The 14,847-nt window shown below is 67.2% G+C and carries 16 protein-coding genes; 1 reads left to right on the forward strand and 15 read right to left on the reverse strand.

Annotated elements, in window-relative coordinates; translation table 11 throughout:
• Positions 1-120 precede the first annotated feature (120 nt).
• Entirely contained in the window at positions 121-1,080 is a 960-nt protein-coding gene (locus tag CCR98_RS16215) for a DUF2268 domain-containing putative Zn-dependent protease (protein WP_087923408.1), read from the forward strand.
• 103 nt (positions 1,081-1,183) lie between these two features.
• On the opposite strand, the gene queC is transcribed toward CCR98_RS16215, so the two are convergent.
• The 15 genes from queC to CCR98_RS16290 form a co-directional block, all read right to left on the reverse strand.
• Complete coding sequence (gene queC / locus CCR98_RS16220) at positions 1,184-1,849, reverse strand: 7-cyano-7-deazaguanine synthase QueC (RefSeq protein ID WP_014038216.1); 666 nt, start codon at positions 1,847-1,849, stop codon at positions 1,184-1,186.
• A gap of 77 nt (positions 1,850-1,926) precedes the next feature.
• A complete protein-coding gene (gene queE, locus CCR98_RS16225) occupies positions 1,927-2,628 on the reverse strand; it encodes a 7-carboxy-7-deazaguanine synthase QueE (protein WP_014038217.1) in 702 nt (233 codons plus the stop codon).
• A 209-nt stretch (positions 2,629-2,837) separates the two neighbouring features.
• Entirely contained in the window at positions 2,838-3,656 is an 819-nt protein-coding gene (ybgF, locus tag CCR98_RS16230; RefSeq protein WP_087923409.1) for a tol-pal system protein YbgF, read from the reverse strand.
• Between the two features lie 3 nt (positions 3,657-3,659).
• Positions 3,660-4,178, reverse strand: a complete 519-nt coding sequence (gene pal, locus CCR98_RS16235) for a peptidoglycan-associated lipoprotein Pal (protein ID WP_005410748.1) — start codon at positions 4,176-4,178, stop codon at positions 3,660-3,662.
• 64 nt (positions 4,179-4,242) lie between these two features.
• A complete protein-coding gene (tolB, locus tag CCR98_RS16240; RefSeq protein ID WP_014038220.1) occupies positions 4,243-5,562 on the reverse strand; it encodes a Tol-Pal system beta propeller repeat protein TolB in 1,320 nt (439 codons plus the stop codon).
• Between the two features lie 285 nt (positions 5,563-5,847).
• A complete protein-coding gene (gene tolA, locus CCR98_RS16245) occupies positions 5,848-6,900 on the reverse strand; it encodes a cell envelope integrity protein TolA (protein WP_087923410.1) in 1,053 nt (350 codons plus the stop codon).
• Positions 6,890-7,318: a protein TolR gene (tolR, locus tag CCR98_RS16250; protein WP_006438804.1), complete on the reverse strand. Its 429-nt coding sequence runs from the start codon at positions 7,316-7,318 to the stop codon at positions 6,890-6,892. Before tolR ends, tolA begins: the two co-directional genes overlap by 11 nt.
• 24 nt (positions 7,319-7,342) lie before the next feature.
• The gene (gene tolQ, locus CCR98_RS16255) at positions 7,343-8,122 is read right to left on the reverse strand and encodes a protein TolQ (RefSeq protein ID WP_006438802.1); all 780 of its coding nucleotides are present in this window, start codon (positions 8,120-8,122) and stop codon (positions 7,343-7,345) included.
• 10 nt (positions 8,123-8,132) lie between these two features.
• Positions 8,133-8,564 (reverse strand): tol-pal system-associated acyl-CoA thioesterase, encoded by a 432-nt coding sequence (gene ybgC / locus CCR98_RS16260; RefSeq protein ID WP_010481597.1) that lies wholly within the window; start codon positions 8,562-8,564, stop codon positions 8,133-8,135.
• Positions 8,554-9,594 carry a Holliday junction branch migration DNA helicase RuvB gene (gene ruvB / locus CCR98_RS16265; RefSeq protein ID WP_087923411.1) on the reverse strand — a complete coding sequence of 347 codons (1,041 nt, stop codon included), beginning with the start codon at positions 9,592-9,594 and terminating at the stop codon, positions 8,554-8,556. Before ruvB ends, ybgC begins: the two co-directional genes overlap by 11 nt.
• Positions 9,595-10,048: 454 nt before the next feature.
• Positions 10,049-11,899 (reverse strand): potassium transporter Kup, encoded by a 1,851-nt coding sequence (locus CCR98_RS16270; protein ID WP_005418516.1) that lies wholly within the window; start codon positions 11,897-11,899, stop codon positions 10,049-10,051.
• A gap of 118 nt (positions 11,900-12,017) precedes the next feature.
• Positions 12,018-12,611 (reverse strand): Holliday junction branch migration protein RuvA, encoded by a 594-nt coding sequence (gene ruvA / locus CCR98_RS16275; protein WP_087923412.1) that lies wholly within the window; start codon positions 12,609-12,611, stop codon positions 12,018-12,020.
• 13 nt (positions 12,612-12,624) lie between these two features.
• The gene (gene ruvC, locus CCR98_RS16280) at positions 12,625-13,146 is read right to left on the reverse strand and encodes a crossover junction endodeoxyribonuclease RuvC (protein ID WP_008268142.1); all 522 of its coding nucleotides are present in this window, start codon (positions 13,144-13,146) and stop codon (positions 12,625-12,627) included.
• A gap of 105 nt (positions 13,147-13,251) precedes the next feature.
• Positions 13,252-13,983, reverse strand: a complete 732-nt coding sequence (locus CCR98_RS16285; RefSeq protein ID WP_014038227.1) for a YebC/PmpR family DNA-binding transcriptional regulator — start codon at positions 13,981-13,983, stop codon at positions 13,252-13,254.
• A 178-nt stretch (positions 13,984-14,161) separates the two neighbouring features.
• Positions 14,162-14,794: an alpha/beta fold hydrolase gene (locus tag CCR98_RS16290; RefSeq protein ID WP_014038228.1), complete on the reverse strand. Its 633-nt coding sequence runs from the start codon at positions 14,792-14,794 to the stop codon at positions 14,162-14,164.
• Positions 14,795-14,847: the final 53 nt, after the last annotated feature.

Consider the following 14,847-nt stretch of genomic DNA (forward strand, 5'->3'; position numbering starts at 1 on the left):
CTGGGTGAAGCCGGGCATCTGCGAGGTTGCCGGCCAGCGGCCGGCACTACCTGGCAACGGGCCTCTAAACCCTTTCGCCGCGCGTCGCATCCCTACTGCAACCCGATCCCGGAGCAACGGATGCGCCTGCTACTGCCGCTGATTCTCGCCCTGCTGCTGCCAGCCACTGCCACCGCCGCGACGCCCACCCACGTGCGTACTGACGACATCACCCGCTTCTGGGCCACCTACGATGCGGTTCGCGCCGAATCCGATGCAGCCAGACAGGTGGCCCTGGTGCAGCAGCGCTACATCGATCCGGGAAGCCCGGGCCTGCAGGCGTTGATGCAGGTCCGCAACTACACCGCCCGCGAATATGCCGAGGCCATGCGCGCCTGGCCACGCTTCTGGTCTTCGGTACGGCCGTTGACCGCCAACGCGCAGCAGGCCAGCGCCACGTTGGAGCGGGACCTCGCCGCCTTCCGCGCGCTCTACCCAGCCCTGCGCCCTGCCACCATCACCTATGCGGTCGGCGTGCTGCGTACCGGTGGCACCACGCTGGGCGACAAGGTGCTGATCGGGGCGGAGATGGCGCTGGGCGACGAGCGCGTGGACGTGAGCGAGCTGCCCGAGCCGATGCGCAGCCGGCTGCGGATCTTCTACGACAGCCGACCCGGTGCGAACAACGCGCAGAACAACCTGCACGAATACGTGCATACCCAGCAGCGCGAGACCACCGGCAACCTGGCCCAGTATGCGGTGCGCGAAGGCGTGGCCGAGTACGTGGCGGAGCGCATCAGCGGGCGTCGGCCGGCGCTGCCCTTCTATGACTATGGTGCAACCCACGAGGCGGGGATCCGCGCGCGCTTCATCGCCGAGATGGACAGCGATGACCTGGACAACTGGCTCTACAACAGCGCCCGCAATCCGTTCGGTGTCAGTGATGTGGGCTACTACGCCGGCTATCGCATCGCGCAGGAGTACATGCGCCGGCAGTCGGACGAGAAGGCGGGTATCGCGCGGATGATCGAGCTGGATTATGCCGATCCGGAGGCGGTGCGTGCGTTCATCGAGACGTCGGGGTGGTTGCGGCAGCGGTAGCGCTGGGCCATGCCCGGCGCACAGTGCCAACCAAGGTTGGCACCCACCAAGGACGGTTCACCCCCACCGATGAAGCCGGCCAGCGGCCGGCTCTACCGCAAGGTCAGGCGTACAGCGTCGGGTCGGCGACGCCGGCCTCGGCGAAGCCCTGCGCGCGCAGGCGGCAGGCGTCGCAGTGGCCGCAAGCGGCGCCGTTGGCGTCGGCGTTGTAGCAGGACACGGTCAGGCCGAAGTCCACGCCCAGGCGCACGCCTTCGCTGACGATCTGGCCCTTGCTGAGGAACTGCAGCGGTGCGTGCACCTTGATGCCCGCACCTTCCACGCCCGACTTGGTGGCCAGGTTGGCCAGTGCCTGGAAGGCCGCGACGAACTCGGGACGGCAGTCCGGATAACCGGAGTAATCCACGGCGTTGACGCCGCAGAAGATGTCGTTGGCGCCGAGCACTTCGGCCCAGCCCAGGGCCAGCGACAGCATGATGGTGTTGCGTGCCGGCACGTAGGTGACTGGGATGCCGGCACCACCGGCCTCGGGCACGTCGATATCGTCGGTCAGTGCCGAACCGCCGATGCTGCGCAGGTCCACGTCCACGGTCTTGTGCGCGACCACGCCCTGGGCCTTTGCAACGCGGGCGGCGGCATCCAGTTCGGAGGTATGGCGCTGGCCATAGCGCACGCTCAGTGCATGCACGGCGAAGCCCTGTTCCTGGGCCATGGCGATGACGGCGGCTGAATCCATGCCGCCGGAGAGAAGCACGACTGCCTTCTTCATGGGAAAACGTCCGGTTGGGAGGGGAAAGCCAGCACGCTGTCCCGCGCCGGAGGTACATCAGGGAACGCTGCGCGGGCTCATCGGCCCGGCTCGTCGTTCCACAGGATTTTATGCAACTGCATCTGGAAGCGCACCGGCAGCCGGTCTTCGACGATCCAGTCGGCCAGCTGCCGCGCGGTGATCTCGCCCTTGCTCGGCGAGAAGAACACGGTGCAGCGCTTCACCAGACCGTGCTCGGCGACCATGGCCTTGGCCCAGTCGTAATCCTCACGGTTGCAGATGACGAACTTGATCTGATCGCGCGCGGTCAGCAGCGGCAGGTTTTCCAGGCGGTTGCGGGCGGCTTCGGCCGAGCCTGGCGTCTTGATGTCGACCACGCGCGACACGCGCGGGTCCACAGCGCTGACATCCAGCGCACCCGAGGTTTCCAGCGAGACGTCCATGCCGGCGTCGCACAGCTTCTGCAACAGCACCAGGCAACGCTTCTGCGCCAGCGGCTCGCCACCGGTCACGCAGACGTGGCGCACGCCCTGGGCCAGCACCTCGGCCACGATGTCGTCGATATCCCACCAGGTGCCGCCGTGGAAGGCATAGGCGGTGTCGCAGTACTGGCAGCGGAGCGGGCAGCCGGTCAGGCGCACGAACACGGTCGGCCAGCCGGCGGTATCGGCTTCGCCCTGCAGCGAGGTGAAGATCTCGGTGATCTTCAGGCGTGGCAGGGGCGACTGCACGATCTCACTGGGCGTGGCGGCGGCGCTGGACGGGGTAACGGCGGTCATGGGCGGGTACTTCTTGGTGGGACACGTGGCGGGGGAGCTACCGTGGCCGGTAACGAACGCAGCCGAGCATGGCTCGGCGCTACAGAGAACAACCGGTCCGGGCATGGCCCGGCGCTGCCGGATCCGGGCGGGTTTGCCGAGCCGGAAACGAAAGCAGCCGAGCGTGGGCTCGGCTCTACAGGACACGTAGTGTAAGCCCGGTCAGCGGATCAGCGGATCTGCCTGCCGAGGCGGATCGACTGCAGGCGGTCCTGCGCGGTGCGAGCGGCGTCCGAGCCGGGGTACTGCGCCACGACGGCCTCCAGCGTCTGCTGGGCCTGGTCGACCTTGCCCTCGCCATACTGCGAGAGGCCGACCTTGAGCAGGCCGCCTGCGGCCTTGTCGTGGGTCGGATAGCGCGAGAGCAGTTCACGGAACTGGGCCTCGGCCATCGGGAAATTGCGGGTGGCGTAGTAGCTCTCGCCCAGCCAGTACAGCGCGTTCGGCGCGTACACGCCGTTCGGGTACAGCTGCAGGAAGCTCAGGAACAGCTGCGCCGAATCATCGTACTTGCCAGCCTTCAGCGAATCGAAGGCGACGTTGTAGGAGGTGCGCTCGTCGCCGGTGGCGGCAAGGCTGCCGGCATCACCGTGGACGGAAGGCGGCCGCTCGGAAGTGGCCGCCACTGCGGGTTTTGCCGGGGCCGGGGCGGCCTTCGGCGCGCTGGCCGGAACGGGCGGCAGGGCCGGGGCGGCATTGCCCCCTTCCAACCGGTTCAGGCGGCTGTCCAGATCCAGGTACTGGTCCTGGGCGGACTGCTTGAGCTGGGCGTTGTCGTGCTGCAACTGCTCGATCGAGGCCTGCAGGCTGGTGACCTGCTGCCGCAGCTGATTGATCTGGTTCAACAGGTCCTGGTTGGCACTGTTGTTGTACATCTGCTGCTCGAGCGCGCCGACACGGTCGGCCAGGCTCTGTCGCTGTGCATGTGCCGGTGCGGCAGCCACGAGGGCTGCCGCAACGACCAGCATCAATTTGATGCCAATGCGCATGGATTACTGCGCGGTGTAGACGATTTCGACGCGACGGTTCTGCGACCAGCAGGACTCGTTCGACTCGGTGCAGACCGGACGCTCTTCACCGTAGGACACGACGGTCAGCTGCGAAGCCGAGCCACCGTTGGCCTGCAGGGCCGAGTTGACGCCGTTGCCACGACGCTCGCCCAGGGCCTGGTTGTACGCGCGCGAACCGCGCTCGTCGGTGTGGCCCTGCAGGGTGATGCGCGAGGACGGACGGTCACGCAGGTACTTGGCGTGGCAAGCCATGATGGCCTGGAATTCCGGCTTCACGTCTTCCTTGTCCAGGTCGAAGTAGACAACGCGCTGGCGCAGGCAAGCGTCGGTGTCCAGGTCGCCCGGGCCGTACAGGCCGGAGGTCGACGGACCGGTCGGGGTGGTGGTCGAGGTGCCGGTGTCAACCGGGGCTGCCGGCTCTTCCTTCACCTTCTTCGAGCAACCGGCCAGGACGGCCACAGACAGCAGGGAAACAAGCAGAACGCGGGTGGACTTGTTCATGGCGATACCTTTGTGGCTCCTAGGCCGATGAGGGGTTCAAGACAGCGAAAATATTAACACTCTTTTAGCGCTGGGTACGGTATGGGGACCATGCCGGTTCGCGCACATCTCCGTCAGCCAGAACCAACCGCTGGCGCACGCGCGCATCGGCGGAAACGGCGTACAGCACACCACGGCCACCCTCGCGGGCGGCGTACAACACCATGCTTGCGTTGGGCGCAAAGCTCGGAGATTCATCCAGCGAACCCGGGGACAGCGTGCTCCAGCGGGGCGAACCCAGCGAGCTGTCCATCATCGCGATCTTGTAGCTGTTGCCCGAGCCTTGTGCGACGGCGATCTTCTTGCCGTCGTAGGACACCGAGGGCTTGGCATTGTAGTTGCCCTGGAACGTCACGCGCTCGGCGCTGCCGCCACCGGCGCCGACCTTGTAGACCTGCGGACGGCCGCCACGGTCGGAGGTGAAGTACACCGCGCTGCCGTCCGGCGCCCAGGTCGGCTCGGTATCGATGGCGAAGTGGTTGGTCAGCTGGGTCAGCTGCTTGCTGCCAAGGTCCATCACGTAGATTTCCGGGTTGCCCGAACGCGACAGGGTCAGGGCCAGCTTGCGGCCGTCCGGCGAGAACGCCGGTGCGCTGTTGATGCCACGGAAGCTGGTGACCAGCTCGCGCGCGCCGGTGCCGATGTTTTGGATGTAGATCGCCGAATTGCCACGCTCGAAGCTGACGTAGGCCAGCTTGCTGCCATCCGGGCTCCACGACGGCGACAGCAGCGGCTCGGCCGAACGCACGATGGTCTGCGGGTTGTAGCCGTCGGAGTCGGCCACCATCAGCGCATAGCGCATGGCGTCGCCCTTGCCGCTGGCGGTCACGTAGGCGATGCGGGTCCAGAAGGCGCCGCGCACACCGGTGATCTTCTCGTAGATGGCGTCGGCCATCTGGTGGGCAACGTCGCGCATGGCGTTGCCTCGGGCGGTCATCGCCAGGCCCAGCAGGCGCTCGCCCTTGGGCACGTCGAACAGTTCGTACTCGACGCGGTAGGCGCCGGCACCGGCGTCAAGCACGCGGCCGACCACGATGTAGTTCTGCTTCAGCGCGCGCCAGGTGGCGAACTGGATGTCGCCGCCACGCACGGGCTTCTCGACGATCTGCGCTTCCGGCAGCGTGCGGAACTGGCCCGAACGCTCCAGGTCGGCGCGGACCACGCCGGCGACGTCGGTCTGCGGAGCGGCCGACGAACCCTGGTAGGGCATCGGCACGATGGTGATCGGCAGGGCGGAGGCATTGCCGCCGATGATGTCGATATCCAGCCCCTTCTGCTGCGCGACGGCAGCAAAGGGCAGCAACAGGGCCGCAAACACGGCAAGCCAGCGAGGCATCTTTTTCATGGAGCGCTCAATAGGGGGAAACCGGAACGAGGGATAACAAAGCGGGAGTGAACCGCTTCGCAATCATGAACCAAGGGTACGTGAATTCCGGGTCAGTTCCAGCCCGTTTTCTCACGCACCGTTAACGTCGTGGCTAACATCGCACCTGCCTGCCCCGGCCACACCGCCCCTACAAGGCAGTGTTCGACAGCAACCCACAGCCTGCCCGGTCGAAACCGAGCGCACCAGAGGCAAGCGCGACAGTCGTGGGCGCGGGTGGCCTGACGACCGCCCTGCCCCGCTCGATCAATCCTGCGCAGTAAAGGTCAGGTTGAGCGTGCGGTTGAACACTGACTCGAAGCCCCGGTACGGCAGCGGCTGGGCATTGAGCACGGCGGCCTCGATCGAGCGCTTGCCGGCCTCGTCATAGGGGCAGTTCGCACCAACCTTGGCCTGCAGCACCTGCCCACCCGGGATCTGGGTGATGGTCACCTGGCACTTCTGCCCCAGCGGCACGCTGTCCGGGCGGGTCCAGGTGTCGCGCACCTTGGCCTGGATCGCCGCAGCGTACTTGGCGGTCAGATCATCGCTGCTGCCACCCCCACCGGCGGCCGGCCGGGAGGCACCACTGGCACCGGCAGCGGCACTGCCGGCCGCGTTGCGCGCGGCGGCGACCTGGCGCAGCTTCTGCTCGGCCAGCTTGGCTTCCTTCTCGGCCTGCTCGCGGCGGGCACGGATCTCGGCGATCTTCTTCTGCTTCTCGGCCTCGGCCTTGTCAGCGGCCACGCGCTCCTGCTCGGCCTGCTTCTTCTTCTCGTCCGCTTCCTGCTGCTTGGCCAGGCGCAGCTTCTGCTCCGCTTCTTCCTGGCGCTTGCGTTCGGTCAGGTCGATCTGCTCCTGGCGGCGCTTGGCTTCCTGTTCCTGCTTGGCCTTCTCCTGCGAGATGGCCAGCGCACTCACCGCTTCCTGGTCCTTGGTATCCGGCTGCGCGACACGCTCCTGCGCTTGTTGCTGCTGGGGCGTGGGGGCATCCTGCGGGCGCGGCTCGGGAATCGGCTGCGGCGGCGGGATGGTGTCTTCCGGCACGGGGATCGGCTCGGCGACCGGCGGCGGCAGGTCCTCCAGCTTCTCCGACTGGCGCAGGGCCTGGCGTGCGGCGGAGGCCTCGGACGCGGACAGCGCCAGGCTGGCCTCGACCGACGGGTCGCCAGCGGCGGCGTCGGTGTTGCGCTCGGGCGACCAGAACCAGGCCACGATGAACACCAGCGCGACCAGCAGGTGCACCAGCAACGCCAGCGCCAAGGGCAGGCCCCAGCCGGGTTCGCGCTGATGCGGGGGTGGCAGGGCGTCAGCGTGCATCGGTGGCCAGGCCTACCTTGTCTACCTTGGCGCGCTTGATCACATCCATCGCGGCGATGACCTTTTCATAGGCCACGGCGCGGTCGGCGGCGACGATCACGCGCACGCCCTTGTCCTGGGCGGCGATGCCGGCCAGGCGGCCTTCCAGTTCCTCGGCCGACACGGCGGCCGGTTCCTTGGCGTCGGGCAGCTTCAGGCTGAGCTGGCCGTCCTGGCGCACCGAGACGATCACCGGGTCCTGCTTGCTCTCCAGCGCCTTGGCGTTGGACTGCGGCAGGTCGACGTCGAAGCTCAGGGTGAGCAGCGGTGCGGTGACCATGAAGATGATCAGCAGCACCAGCATGACGTCGATGTAGGGAACGACGTTGATTTCCGATTTCAGCTTGCGGCGCTTGCGGCGACCGATGGCAGCGGACATGGCATGGACTCCCGGGTCAGGCGCTTACTCGTCGCCAGCGCTCTGGCGCTGCAGGATGGAGCTGAACTCTTCGGCGAAGGTCTCGAACCGCACCGACATGCGCTCCACGCGGGTGGTGAAGCGGTTGTAGGCCCACACCGCCGGGATCGCCACGAACAGGCCGATGGCGGTGGCGAACAGCGCTTCGGAAATGCCCGGCGCGACAGCGGCGATACCGGCCTGCGCACCACTGCTGATCATGTCGTGCATGGTCACCATGATGCCGAACACGGTACCGACCAGGCCCACGTAAGGCGCGGTCGAGCCGATGTTGGCCAGCAGCTCCAGGTTGCGCTCGAGCTGGTCCACTTCGCGGGTGTAGGTGGTGCGCATGGCGCGCTGCGCGCCTTCCAGCTGCGCGCGGCCATCCAGGCGGCGCTTGTCGCGCAGGCGGGTGTACTCGCGGAAACCGGCCTCGAAGATGGCTTCCAGGCCGCCGACATTGCGGCTGCGGTCGGTGGCCGAGCTGTACAGCTTGCCCAGGTCGGCGCCGGACCAGAAGCGGTTCTCGAACTCGTCGGCTTCGCGGGTGGCCTGCTTGAACACGCGGGCCTTGCGGAAAATGATCACCCAGCTGACGAACGAGCCGACCAGCAGCAGCAGCACGATGATCTTCACCGGCAGGCTGGCCTTGGCCATCAGTTCGAGGTAGTTGATGCCGCCGCCGGTGGTGGCCTGGGCAAGGGTCTGTGTCGCGGCGTTGCTGACGTCGGCCGGCAGTGCCTCGGTGACCGTGGCCTGCAGGGCCAGGAGCGTTGCGATCATCCGTTGTTCCTCAGTGTTCGGATTCGGGGTGGAGGTGGGGTTGCAGCACGGCAAGGACGGCCTCGTCCATGCCACGCGGGCGGAAACTGGCCGCTTCCAGTGCGGCGATGCGGACCTGCGCCGACAGCAGCAGCTCGCCGTCGCGCAGGATCTGCTGGTCGAAGACCATGCTGGCCTTCTTCAGCTGGACCAGGCGGGCGCTCACCTGCAGGGTGTCATCCAGCCGTGCCGGCCTGATGAAATCCATCTGCATCGAGCGCACCGCGAAGACCATCCCGTGCTCGGCGCGCATGCGCTCCTGGCCGTAACCCAGCGCACGCATCCATTCGGTCCTGGCCCGTTCCATGAAGGCCACGTAGCGGGCGTGGTAGACCACGCCACCAGCGTCGGTATCTTCCCAGTAAATGCGTGTCGGCCAACTGAATCGGGGCTCAACCGACATCGGGAACCTCCGCGAACAGGTCCTGCGGCGGGTTCTTCGGCTTCAGGCCCATGTGCCGGTAGGCCTTGTGGGTGGCCATGCGGCCGCGCGCGGTGCGCACCAGGAAGCCCTGCTGGATCAGGTAGGGCTCGACCACGTCTTCCAGCGTGCCGCGCTCTTCGGACAGCGCCGCCGCCAGCGATTCGATGCCGACCGGGCCGCCATCGAAGTAGTCGACCATGGTCTTGAGCAGGCGCCGGTCGAGCTCGTCGAAGCCCTCCGGATCGACCTTGAGCATTTTCATCGCGGCCTGTGCCACGGCCTCGTCGATGTGGCCGCCGGCCTTGACCTGTGCGTAGTCGCGCACGCGGCGCAGCAGGCGGTTGGCGATACGCGGGGTGCCGCGCGCGCGGCGCGCGATCTCGCCGGCACCATCGGCGGTGCAGTCGATGGCCAGGATGGCCGCCGATCGGCGCACGATGCGGGTCAGCTCTTCAACGCTGTAGAACTCCAGCCGCTGGACGATGCCGAAGCGGTCGCGCAGCGGCGCAGTCAACAGGCCGGCACGCGTGGTGGCGCCGATCAGGGTGAACGGCGGCAGGTCGATCTTGATCGAACGGGCCGCAGGGCCCTCGCCGATCATGATGTCGATCTGGAAGTCTTCCATCGCCGGGTACAGCACTTCCTCGACCACCGGCGACAGGCGATGGATTTCGTCGATGAACAGCACATCGTGCGGCTGCAGGTTGGTGAGCAGTGCGGCGAGGTCACCGGCCTTCTCGATCACCGGGCCGGAGGTGACCCGCAGGGCCACGCCCAGTTCATTGGCGATGACGTGGCTGAGGGTGGTCTTGCCCAGGCCGGGCGGGCCGAAGATCAGCACATGGTCGAGCGCGTCGCCACGGGCCTTGGCCGCTTCGATGTAGATCTCCATCTGCTCGCGCACCGGGGCCTGGCCGAGGTAGTCGGCCAAGCGCTTGGGGCGGATGCTGGCGTCGGCGGCGTCATCCTCGCGGGTGGCGCCGGCGCCGATGATGCGGTCGTCGGTCATGTGCTGATTATGCGGCAAAAGCGCGGGTTTCGGCCGGGCTGCGCCCGGCACCCGCAGAAGCAACGGCAAAGGCCGAAGCAGAAGCGGGCATGCCGTGGAATGGCGGGGTGGGTCCGGTTGCGGGGGACGCCGTAAATACGTCCATGTAGGCTCGGTCGCGCCATCCATGGCGCTCACGCCCCCGCAACCGGACCCACCCCGCCTTCGACAGTTTCCTGCGGTCTGTCGTAACGGCATTCTGCTTTGGCGGGTGCCGACCGTTGGTCGGCACAGTAGATCCAGGCGTGGAGGAAACTGGAGAGCAGAGTGGGCCAAGCTTCAAGCGCGCGGCGCCTCCGCAAGTGGAGCCCCCTTGTTGTTCAAGGGGGCGCGCCGACAGGCGCGGGGATAAGGTGGAATGCGCGCGGGGCCCACGGTTTGCGCAGCAAATCGTGGGACGTAGCGCAGGTGGAGATTAAATCTCCACCTGCGCGCCCAGTTCCACCAATCTGTTGCCCGGAATCCGGAAGAAGCCGGTCGCCGGGGCGGCATTCCGGTGCATCAGCGCGAACAGCTTGTCGCGCCAGATCGGCATGCCGCGGTTGGCGGTGGCGACGATGGTCTCGCGGCTGGCGAAGAAGGTGGTATCCATCGGGTCGAAATAGATGCCGCCGTGGTCGCACGAGCGCATCAGCGCCAGCGGTACGTCCGGGGTTTCCATGAAACCGAAGCGCACGTAGACGCGATAGAACTCGTCGCCCACCGATTCGATCTTCAGTCGCTGCCCTTCCATCGCATACGGGATCGGCAGGGTTTCCACGTGCAGGAACACGTTGCGCTCGTGCAGCACCTTGTTGTGCTTGAGGTTGTGCATCAGCGCATGCGGCGCCACGGTCGGGTCGGCGGTGAGGAAGACCGCGGTGCCCGGCACGCGTACCGGCGGCGCCAGCATCAGGCCCGGCAGGAAGGTATCCAGGCGGATGCCGTCCTTGCGGATCTCATCGCGCAGCAGCTCGCGGCCACGGCGCCAGGTGCGCATCATGGTGAACAGGAAGATGCCCAGCACCACCGGGAACCATGCGCCCTGCAGCAGCTTGGCGCCGTTGGCGATGACGAAGCCGAGGTCGATGATGAAGAACACCACGCACAGCGGCAGGATCCACTTGCGGGCCTTCGGCCACAGCGAACGCGCGACCAGTGCCAGCAGCAGGGTGTCGATCAGCATCGTGGCCGACACCGAGATGCCGTAGGCCACGGCCAGGTTCGACGAGCTGCGGAAGGCAAGTACCAGGCCGATCACCATCACCGCGATACCCCAGTTGATGCCCGGGATGTAGATCTGGCCGATGGTGTCGTGCGAGGTGTGCTTGATGCGCATGCGCGGGATGTAACCCAGCTGCATGGCCTGGCGCGAGACCGAGAACGCACCGGTGATGACCGACTGCGACGCGATCACCGCCGCCATCGTGGCCAGGATGATCATCGGGTAGAGCGCCCACGGCGGCACCGCCTCGAAGAACGGGTTCTTCAGCGCCTCGGGGTGGTTGAGCACCAGTGCGCCCTGCCCCAGGTAGTTCAGCACCAGGCACGGCAGCACGAAGAAATACCAGGCGTGGCGGATGGGTTTGGCGCCGAAGTGGCCCATGTCGGCGTACAGCGCCTCGCCACCGGTCACCGCCAGCACCACCGCGCCAAGGATGAAGATGCCGTGCCAGCTGTGCTCCATGAAGAAGCGGATCGCCCACCACGGGTTGAAGGCCTTCAGCACTTCCGGCGCGTCGACGATGTTGTAGATGCCGATCGCGGCCAGCGAGATGAACCAGACCGAGGTGATCGGGCCGAACGCCTTGCCGATCTTTTCGGTACCAAAGCGCTGCGCGGCAAACACCATCAGCAGCACCACCACGGTGATCGGCACGATGAAGGCATGCAGGCCGGGCGCGGCCACCTCCAGGCCCTCGACCGCGCCAAGCACGGAGATCGCCGGGGTAATCACGCCGTCACCGAAGAACAGCGAGGCACCGAAGATACCGAGGATGCCGACCACGTAAGCCGAGCGCGACCCGTTGCGCAGCGTGCGCTGGGTCAGCGCCATCAGCGCCATGATGCCGCCCTCGCCGTCATTGTCGGCGCGCATGATGATGGTCACGTACTTCAGCGTGACCACGATGTTCAGCGCCCAGAACGCCAGCGACAGCACGCCCAGCACGGTGTCGTGGTCACTGTTGAGCCCGTAGTGCGGCGAGAACGCCTCCTTCAGGGTATACAGCGGGCTGGTACCGATATCGCCGAAGACCACGCCGATCGCACCGATGATCAGCGCCATGCCTCCGGCGGGAGGGGCGTGACCGTGGCCGCCGGGGGCAGCTGCGTGCGGGGTTTGACTGCTGGACATGGGACTCCTGGCGAAGCTCAGGCGGTTCGTTGAGGGAAAGGGAGGTAGGTCAGCGCAGCGCCGACTGCAGCGCCTTGCGGATCACGGTGGCCACTTCGTCGCCTTCATTGAAGGCGTCGCGGGCCATGCGTGCGGCTTCGGCCGGCTTGTAACCGAGCTGCTGCAGGGCCACGGTGGCATCGGACAGCGGGTCGGCCGGGGCCGGGCCACTGCCGGTGGGCAGCGCGCCACCGGCACCGAACTGGGCGGCGCGGTCACGCAGCTCCAGGACCATGCGTTCGGCGGTCTTCTTGCCGATGCCCGGAATGCGGGTCAGCGCGGTGATGTCACCGGCCTGGACCATGCGCGCGAACTCTTCGACGCTGACGCCGGACAGCACGGCCAGCGCGATCTTCGCGCCGATGCCGCTGACCTTCTGCACGTCGCGGAACAGGCGCCGCTCACCCTCGCGCAGGAAGCCGTACAGCGAGACGCTGTCTTCTTTCTGCGAGTAATGGGTGTACAGGGTGACCTCGCGGCCGAGCTCGGGCAGGTCGTAGAAGGTGCTCATCGGCGCCTCCAGTTCGTAGCCCACTCCGTTCACGTCCACCACCAGCCACGGCGGCCCCTTGTAGGCGATGATGCCGCGCAGTCGACCGATCATTGCGTGCAGCTCCTCATTTGCGGCCCCACGCCTGGCGGGCACTGAGCCCCAGGCGGTTGGCCGTTGCCCTTACGTGGGCATGGGTGATCGCCACCGCCAACGCGTCGGCCGCGTCGGCCTGCAGCTTGGTTTTCAGGTTGAGCATGAGCCCGACCATGTGTTGAACCTGTTGCTTTTCGGCGCCACCGCGCCCGACCACCGCGAGCTTGATCTCGCTGGCGGCGTATTCGTGCACCGGCAGGTCGCGCAGCACCACGGCCGAGATCGCCGCGCCACGGGCCTGGCCCAGCTTCAGCGCCGAATCGGGATTGCGGGCCATGAACACCTTTTCGATGGCCACTTCATTGGGCTGGTATTCCCGGCACAGGTCGGCCAGGCCCAGCACCAGCAGCTTCATGCGCTGCGGGAAATCGTCGGCGCCCAGCAGCACCAGCGGCTGGTGGTGCACGTGGCTGACGCGGCCGGCGGCGTCGACATCAATGATGCCGACCCCGGTCCGCTGCGAACCGGGGTCGATGCCGAGGATGCGGGTCATGCTGCGCTCCTGGCGGGGCGGAACGGGAGGCGCTGGCAGGCGTATGGGCTCATGACTGTCCGCGGTGACCGTTCAACGGCCCGCGCCCAAGCCGTCGAAGACGGCTCAGGCGTAGGCGTCGGCGCCGAGTTCGGCGTTGGAATACACGTCCTGCACGTCGTCCAGGTCTTCGAGCATGTCCAGCAGCTTCTTGACCTGAAGGGCAACGTCGCCTTCGACCTTGATGTCGTTGTCCGCGCGGAAGGTGACCTCGGCGTGGTCGGCGACATGGCCGGCGGCGGCCATTGCGTCCTTGACCGCGTTGAACGCGTCAGGGCTGGTGACCACGTCGATCGAGCCGTCGTCCGGGTAGACCACGATGTCATCGGCGCCGGCCTCGATGGCCGCTTCGGTGATGGCTTCCTCGTCGGCACCCGGGGCGAAGCTGAGTACGCCCAGGCGCTTGAACATGAAGGCGACCGAGCCTTCGGTGCCCATGTTGCCGCCGCACTTGCTGAACGCATGGCGGACATCGGCCACGGTGCGCACGCGGTTGTCGGTCAGGCAGTCGACGATCACGGCCACGCCACCCGGGGCGTAGCCCTCGTAGCGGATTTCCTCGTAATCGACGCCTTCCAGTTCACCGGTGGCCTTCTTGATGGCGCGCTCGATCACGTCCTTGGACATGTTCACGGCCAGGCCCTTGTCCACGGCCACGCGCAGGCGCGGGTTGTTGTTGGGGTCGCCTCCACCGCCGCGCGCGGCCACGCCGATCTCGCGGATGATCTTGGTGAAAATCTTGCCGCGCTTCGCGTCGGACGCGTTCTTGCGGGCTTCGATGGAGGGGCCTCTACCCATGGGTGCTACCGTCTGGCTGCTTCAGGATCAAGGCGCGGATTCTACCTGATCGGGCGCTGCAACCGTGTCTAGGGCGGAGGGATATCGGGAAGGCGCCATCCACGCATGGCGTGGATCTACTGCCGCCGGGCATGGCCCGGCGCTACCGAGAGTGCACCGCCCTGCCCGGCGAACCGCCTTACGCGGCGGCGGCGTCGCGGCTGTGGTCGAACTGGCCGTGGCGCAGGAAATGCGCGGTCTGCCGCGCGGCATCGGGCGACACCACCAGGCCACTGTGGCTGGTACGCACCACGCAATGGTCGGCCAGGCCCGGCAGGCGGGTCTCGGCCAGGGCCACGGTGCCGTCGGAGGCATCGTCGATCGCCCCCAGCAGGCTGCCCAGCCCATGCGGCACCGAGCCGGCGATCAACCCGACTTCGGCCTTGCCCTGCCAGTCCGGCAGCCCATCGAGCAACAGTTCGCTGCTGCGCCCCAGCGCCAGTCCCCAGCCGTGCTCGGACAACGAGCGCGCGGTGCCGCTGCCGCGCAGCGGCGAGCCCAGGCAGACCACGCGCTGCACGTCCAGCTGCGGCTGGCGGCGCAAGGCCTCCAGCGCGAGCAATCCGCCCAGGCTGTGGCCGACCAGCGACAGCGGCCCGGCATCGGCCAGGCGTTCCAGCAGCTGTGGCACGGCCACGTCGGGGCCACCGAACACCGAGGAATAGCCGAACGCGTGCACCTGGAAACCGCGCGCGCGCAGGCGCCAGGCCAGCGGCCCGACCCAGGCACGGGCATTCCAGATGCCATGCAGCAGCAATACGGGGGGAGTCATGCAAACAGCCTGGCGGTCAGCGGGGCAGGAACGTGAGGTGATTGAACACGCGC

It is taken from the genome of Stenotrophomonas sp. WZN-1, assembly GCF_002192255.1.
In the GTDB taxonomy this organism is placed as follows: Bacteria; Pseudomonadota; Gammaproteobacteria; order Xanthomonadales; family Xanthomonadaceae; genus Stenotrophomonas.

What these genes read in the sequence shown, in the direction of transcription:
- tolQ (WP_006438802.1), bottom strand. Translation starts at nt 8,122, where the DNA reads ATGATCGCAACGCTCCTGGCCCTGCAGGCCACGGTCACCGAGGCACTG.
- queC (WP_014038216.1), bottom strand. Translation starts at nt 1,849, where the DNA reads ATGAAGAAGGCAGTCGTGCTTCTCTCCGGCGGCATGGATTCAGCCGCC.
- ybgF (WP_087923409.1), bottom strand. Translation starts at nt 3,656, where the DNA reads ATGCGCATTGGCATCAAATTGATGCTGGTCGTTGCGGCAGCCCTCGTG.
- tolB (WP_014038220.1), bottom strand. Translation starts at nt 5,562, where the DNA reads ATGAAAAAGATGCCTCGCTGGCTTGCCGTGTTTGCGGCCCTGTTGCTG.
- ybgC (WP_010481597.1), bottom strand. Translation starts at nt 8,564, where the DNA reads ATGTCGGTTGAGCCCCGATTCAGTTGGCCGACACGCATTTACTGGGAA.
- ruvC (WP_008268142.1), bottom strand. Translation starts at nt 13,146, where the DNA reads ATGACCCGCATCCTCGGCATCGACCCCGGTTCGCAGCGGACCGGGGTC.
- CCR98_RS16290 (WP_014038228.1), bottom strand. Translation starts at nt 14,794, where the DNA reads ATGACTCCCCCCGTATTGCTGCTGCATGGCATCTGGAATGCCCGTGCC.
- CCR98_RS16270 (WP_005418516.1), bottom strand. Translation starts at nt 11,899, where the DNA reads ATGGCGCTGATCATCGGTGCGATCGGCGTGGTCTTCGGCGATATCGGT.
- queE (WP_014038217.1), bottom strand. Translation starts at nt 2,628, where the DNA reads ATGACCGCCGTTACCCCGTCCAGCGCCGCCGCCACGCCCAGTGAGATC.
- tolA (WP_087923410.1), bottom strand. Translation starts at nt 6,900, where the DNA reads ATGCACGCTGACGCCCTGCCACCCCCGCATCAGCGCGAACCCGGCTGG.
- pal (WP_005410748.1), bottom strand. Translation starts at nt 4,178, where the DNA reads ATGAACAAGTCCACCCGCGTTCTGCTTGTTTCCCTGCTGTCTGTGGCC.
- CCR98_RS16215 (WP_087923408.1), top strand. Translation starts at nt 121, where the DNA reads ATGCGCCTGCTACTGCCGCTGATTCTCGCCCTGCTGCTGCCAGCCACT.
- tolR (WP_006438804.1), bottom strand. Translation starts at nt 7,318, where the DNA reads ATGTCCGCTGCCATCGGTCGCCGCAAGCGCCGCAAGCTGAAATCGGAA.
- ruvA (WP_087923412.1), bottom strand. Translation starts at nt 12,611, where the DNA reads ATGATCGGTCGACTGCGCGGCATCATCGCCTACAAGGGGCCGCCGTGG.
- CCR98_RS16285 (WP_014038227.1), bottom strand. Translation starts at nt 13,983, where the DNA reads ATGGGTAGAGGCCCCTCCATCGAAGCCCGCAAGAACGCGTCCGACGCG.
- ruvB (WP_087923411.1), bottom strand. Translation starts at nt 9,594, where the DNA reads ATGACCGACGACCGCATCATCGGCGCCGGCGCCACCCGCGAGGATGAC.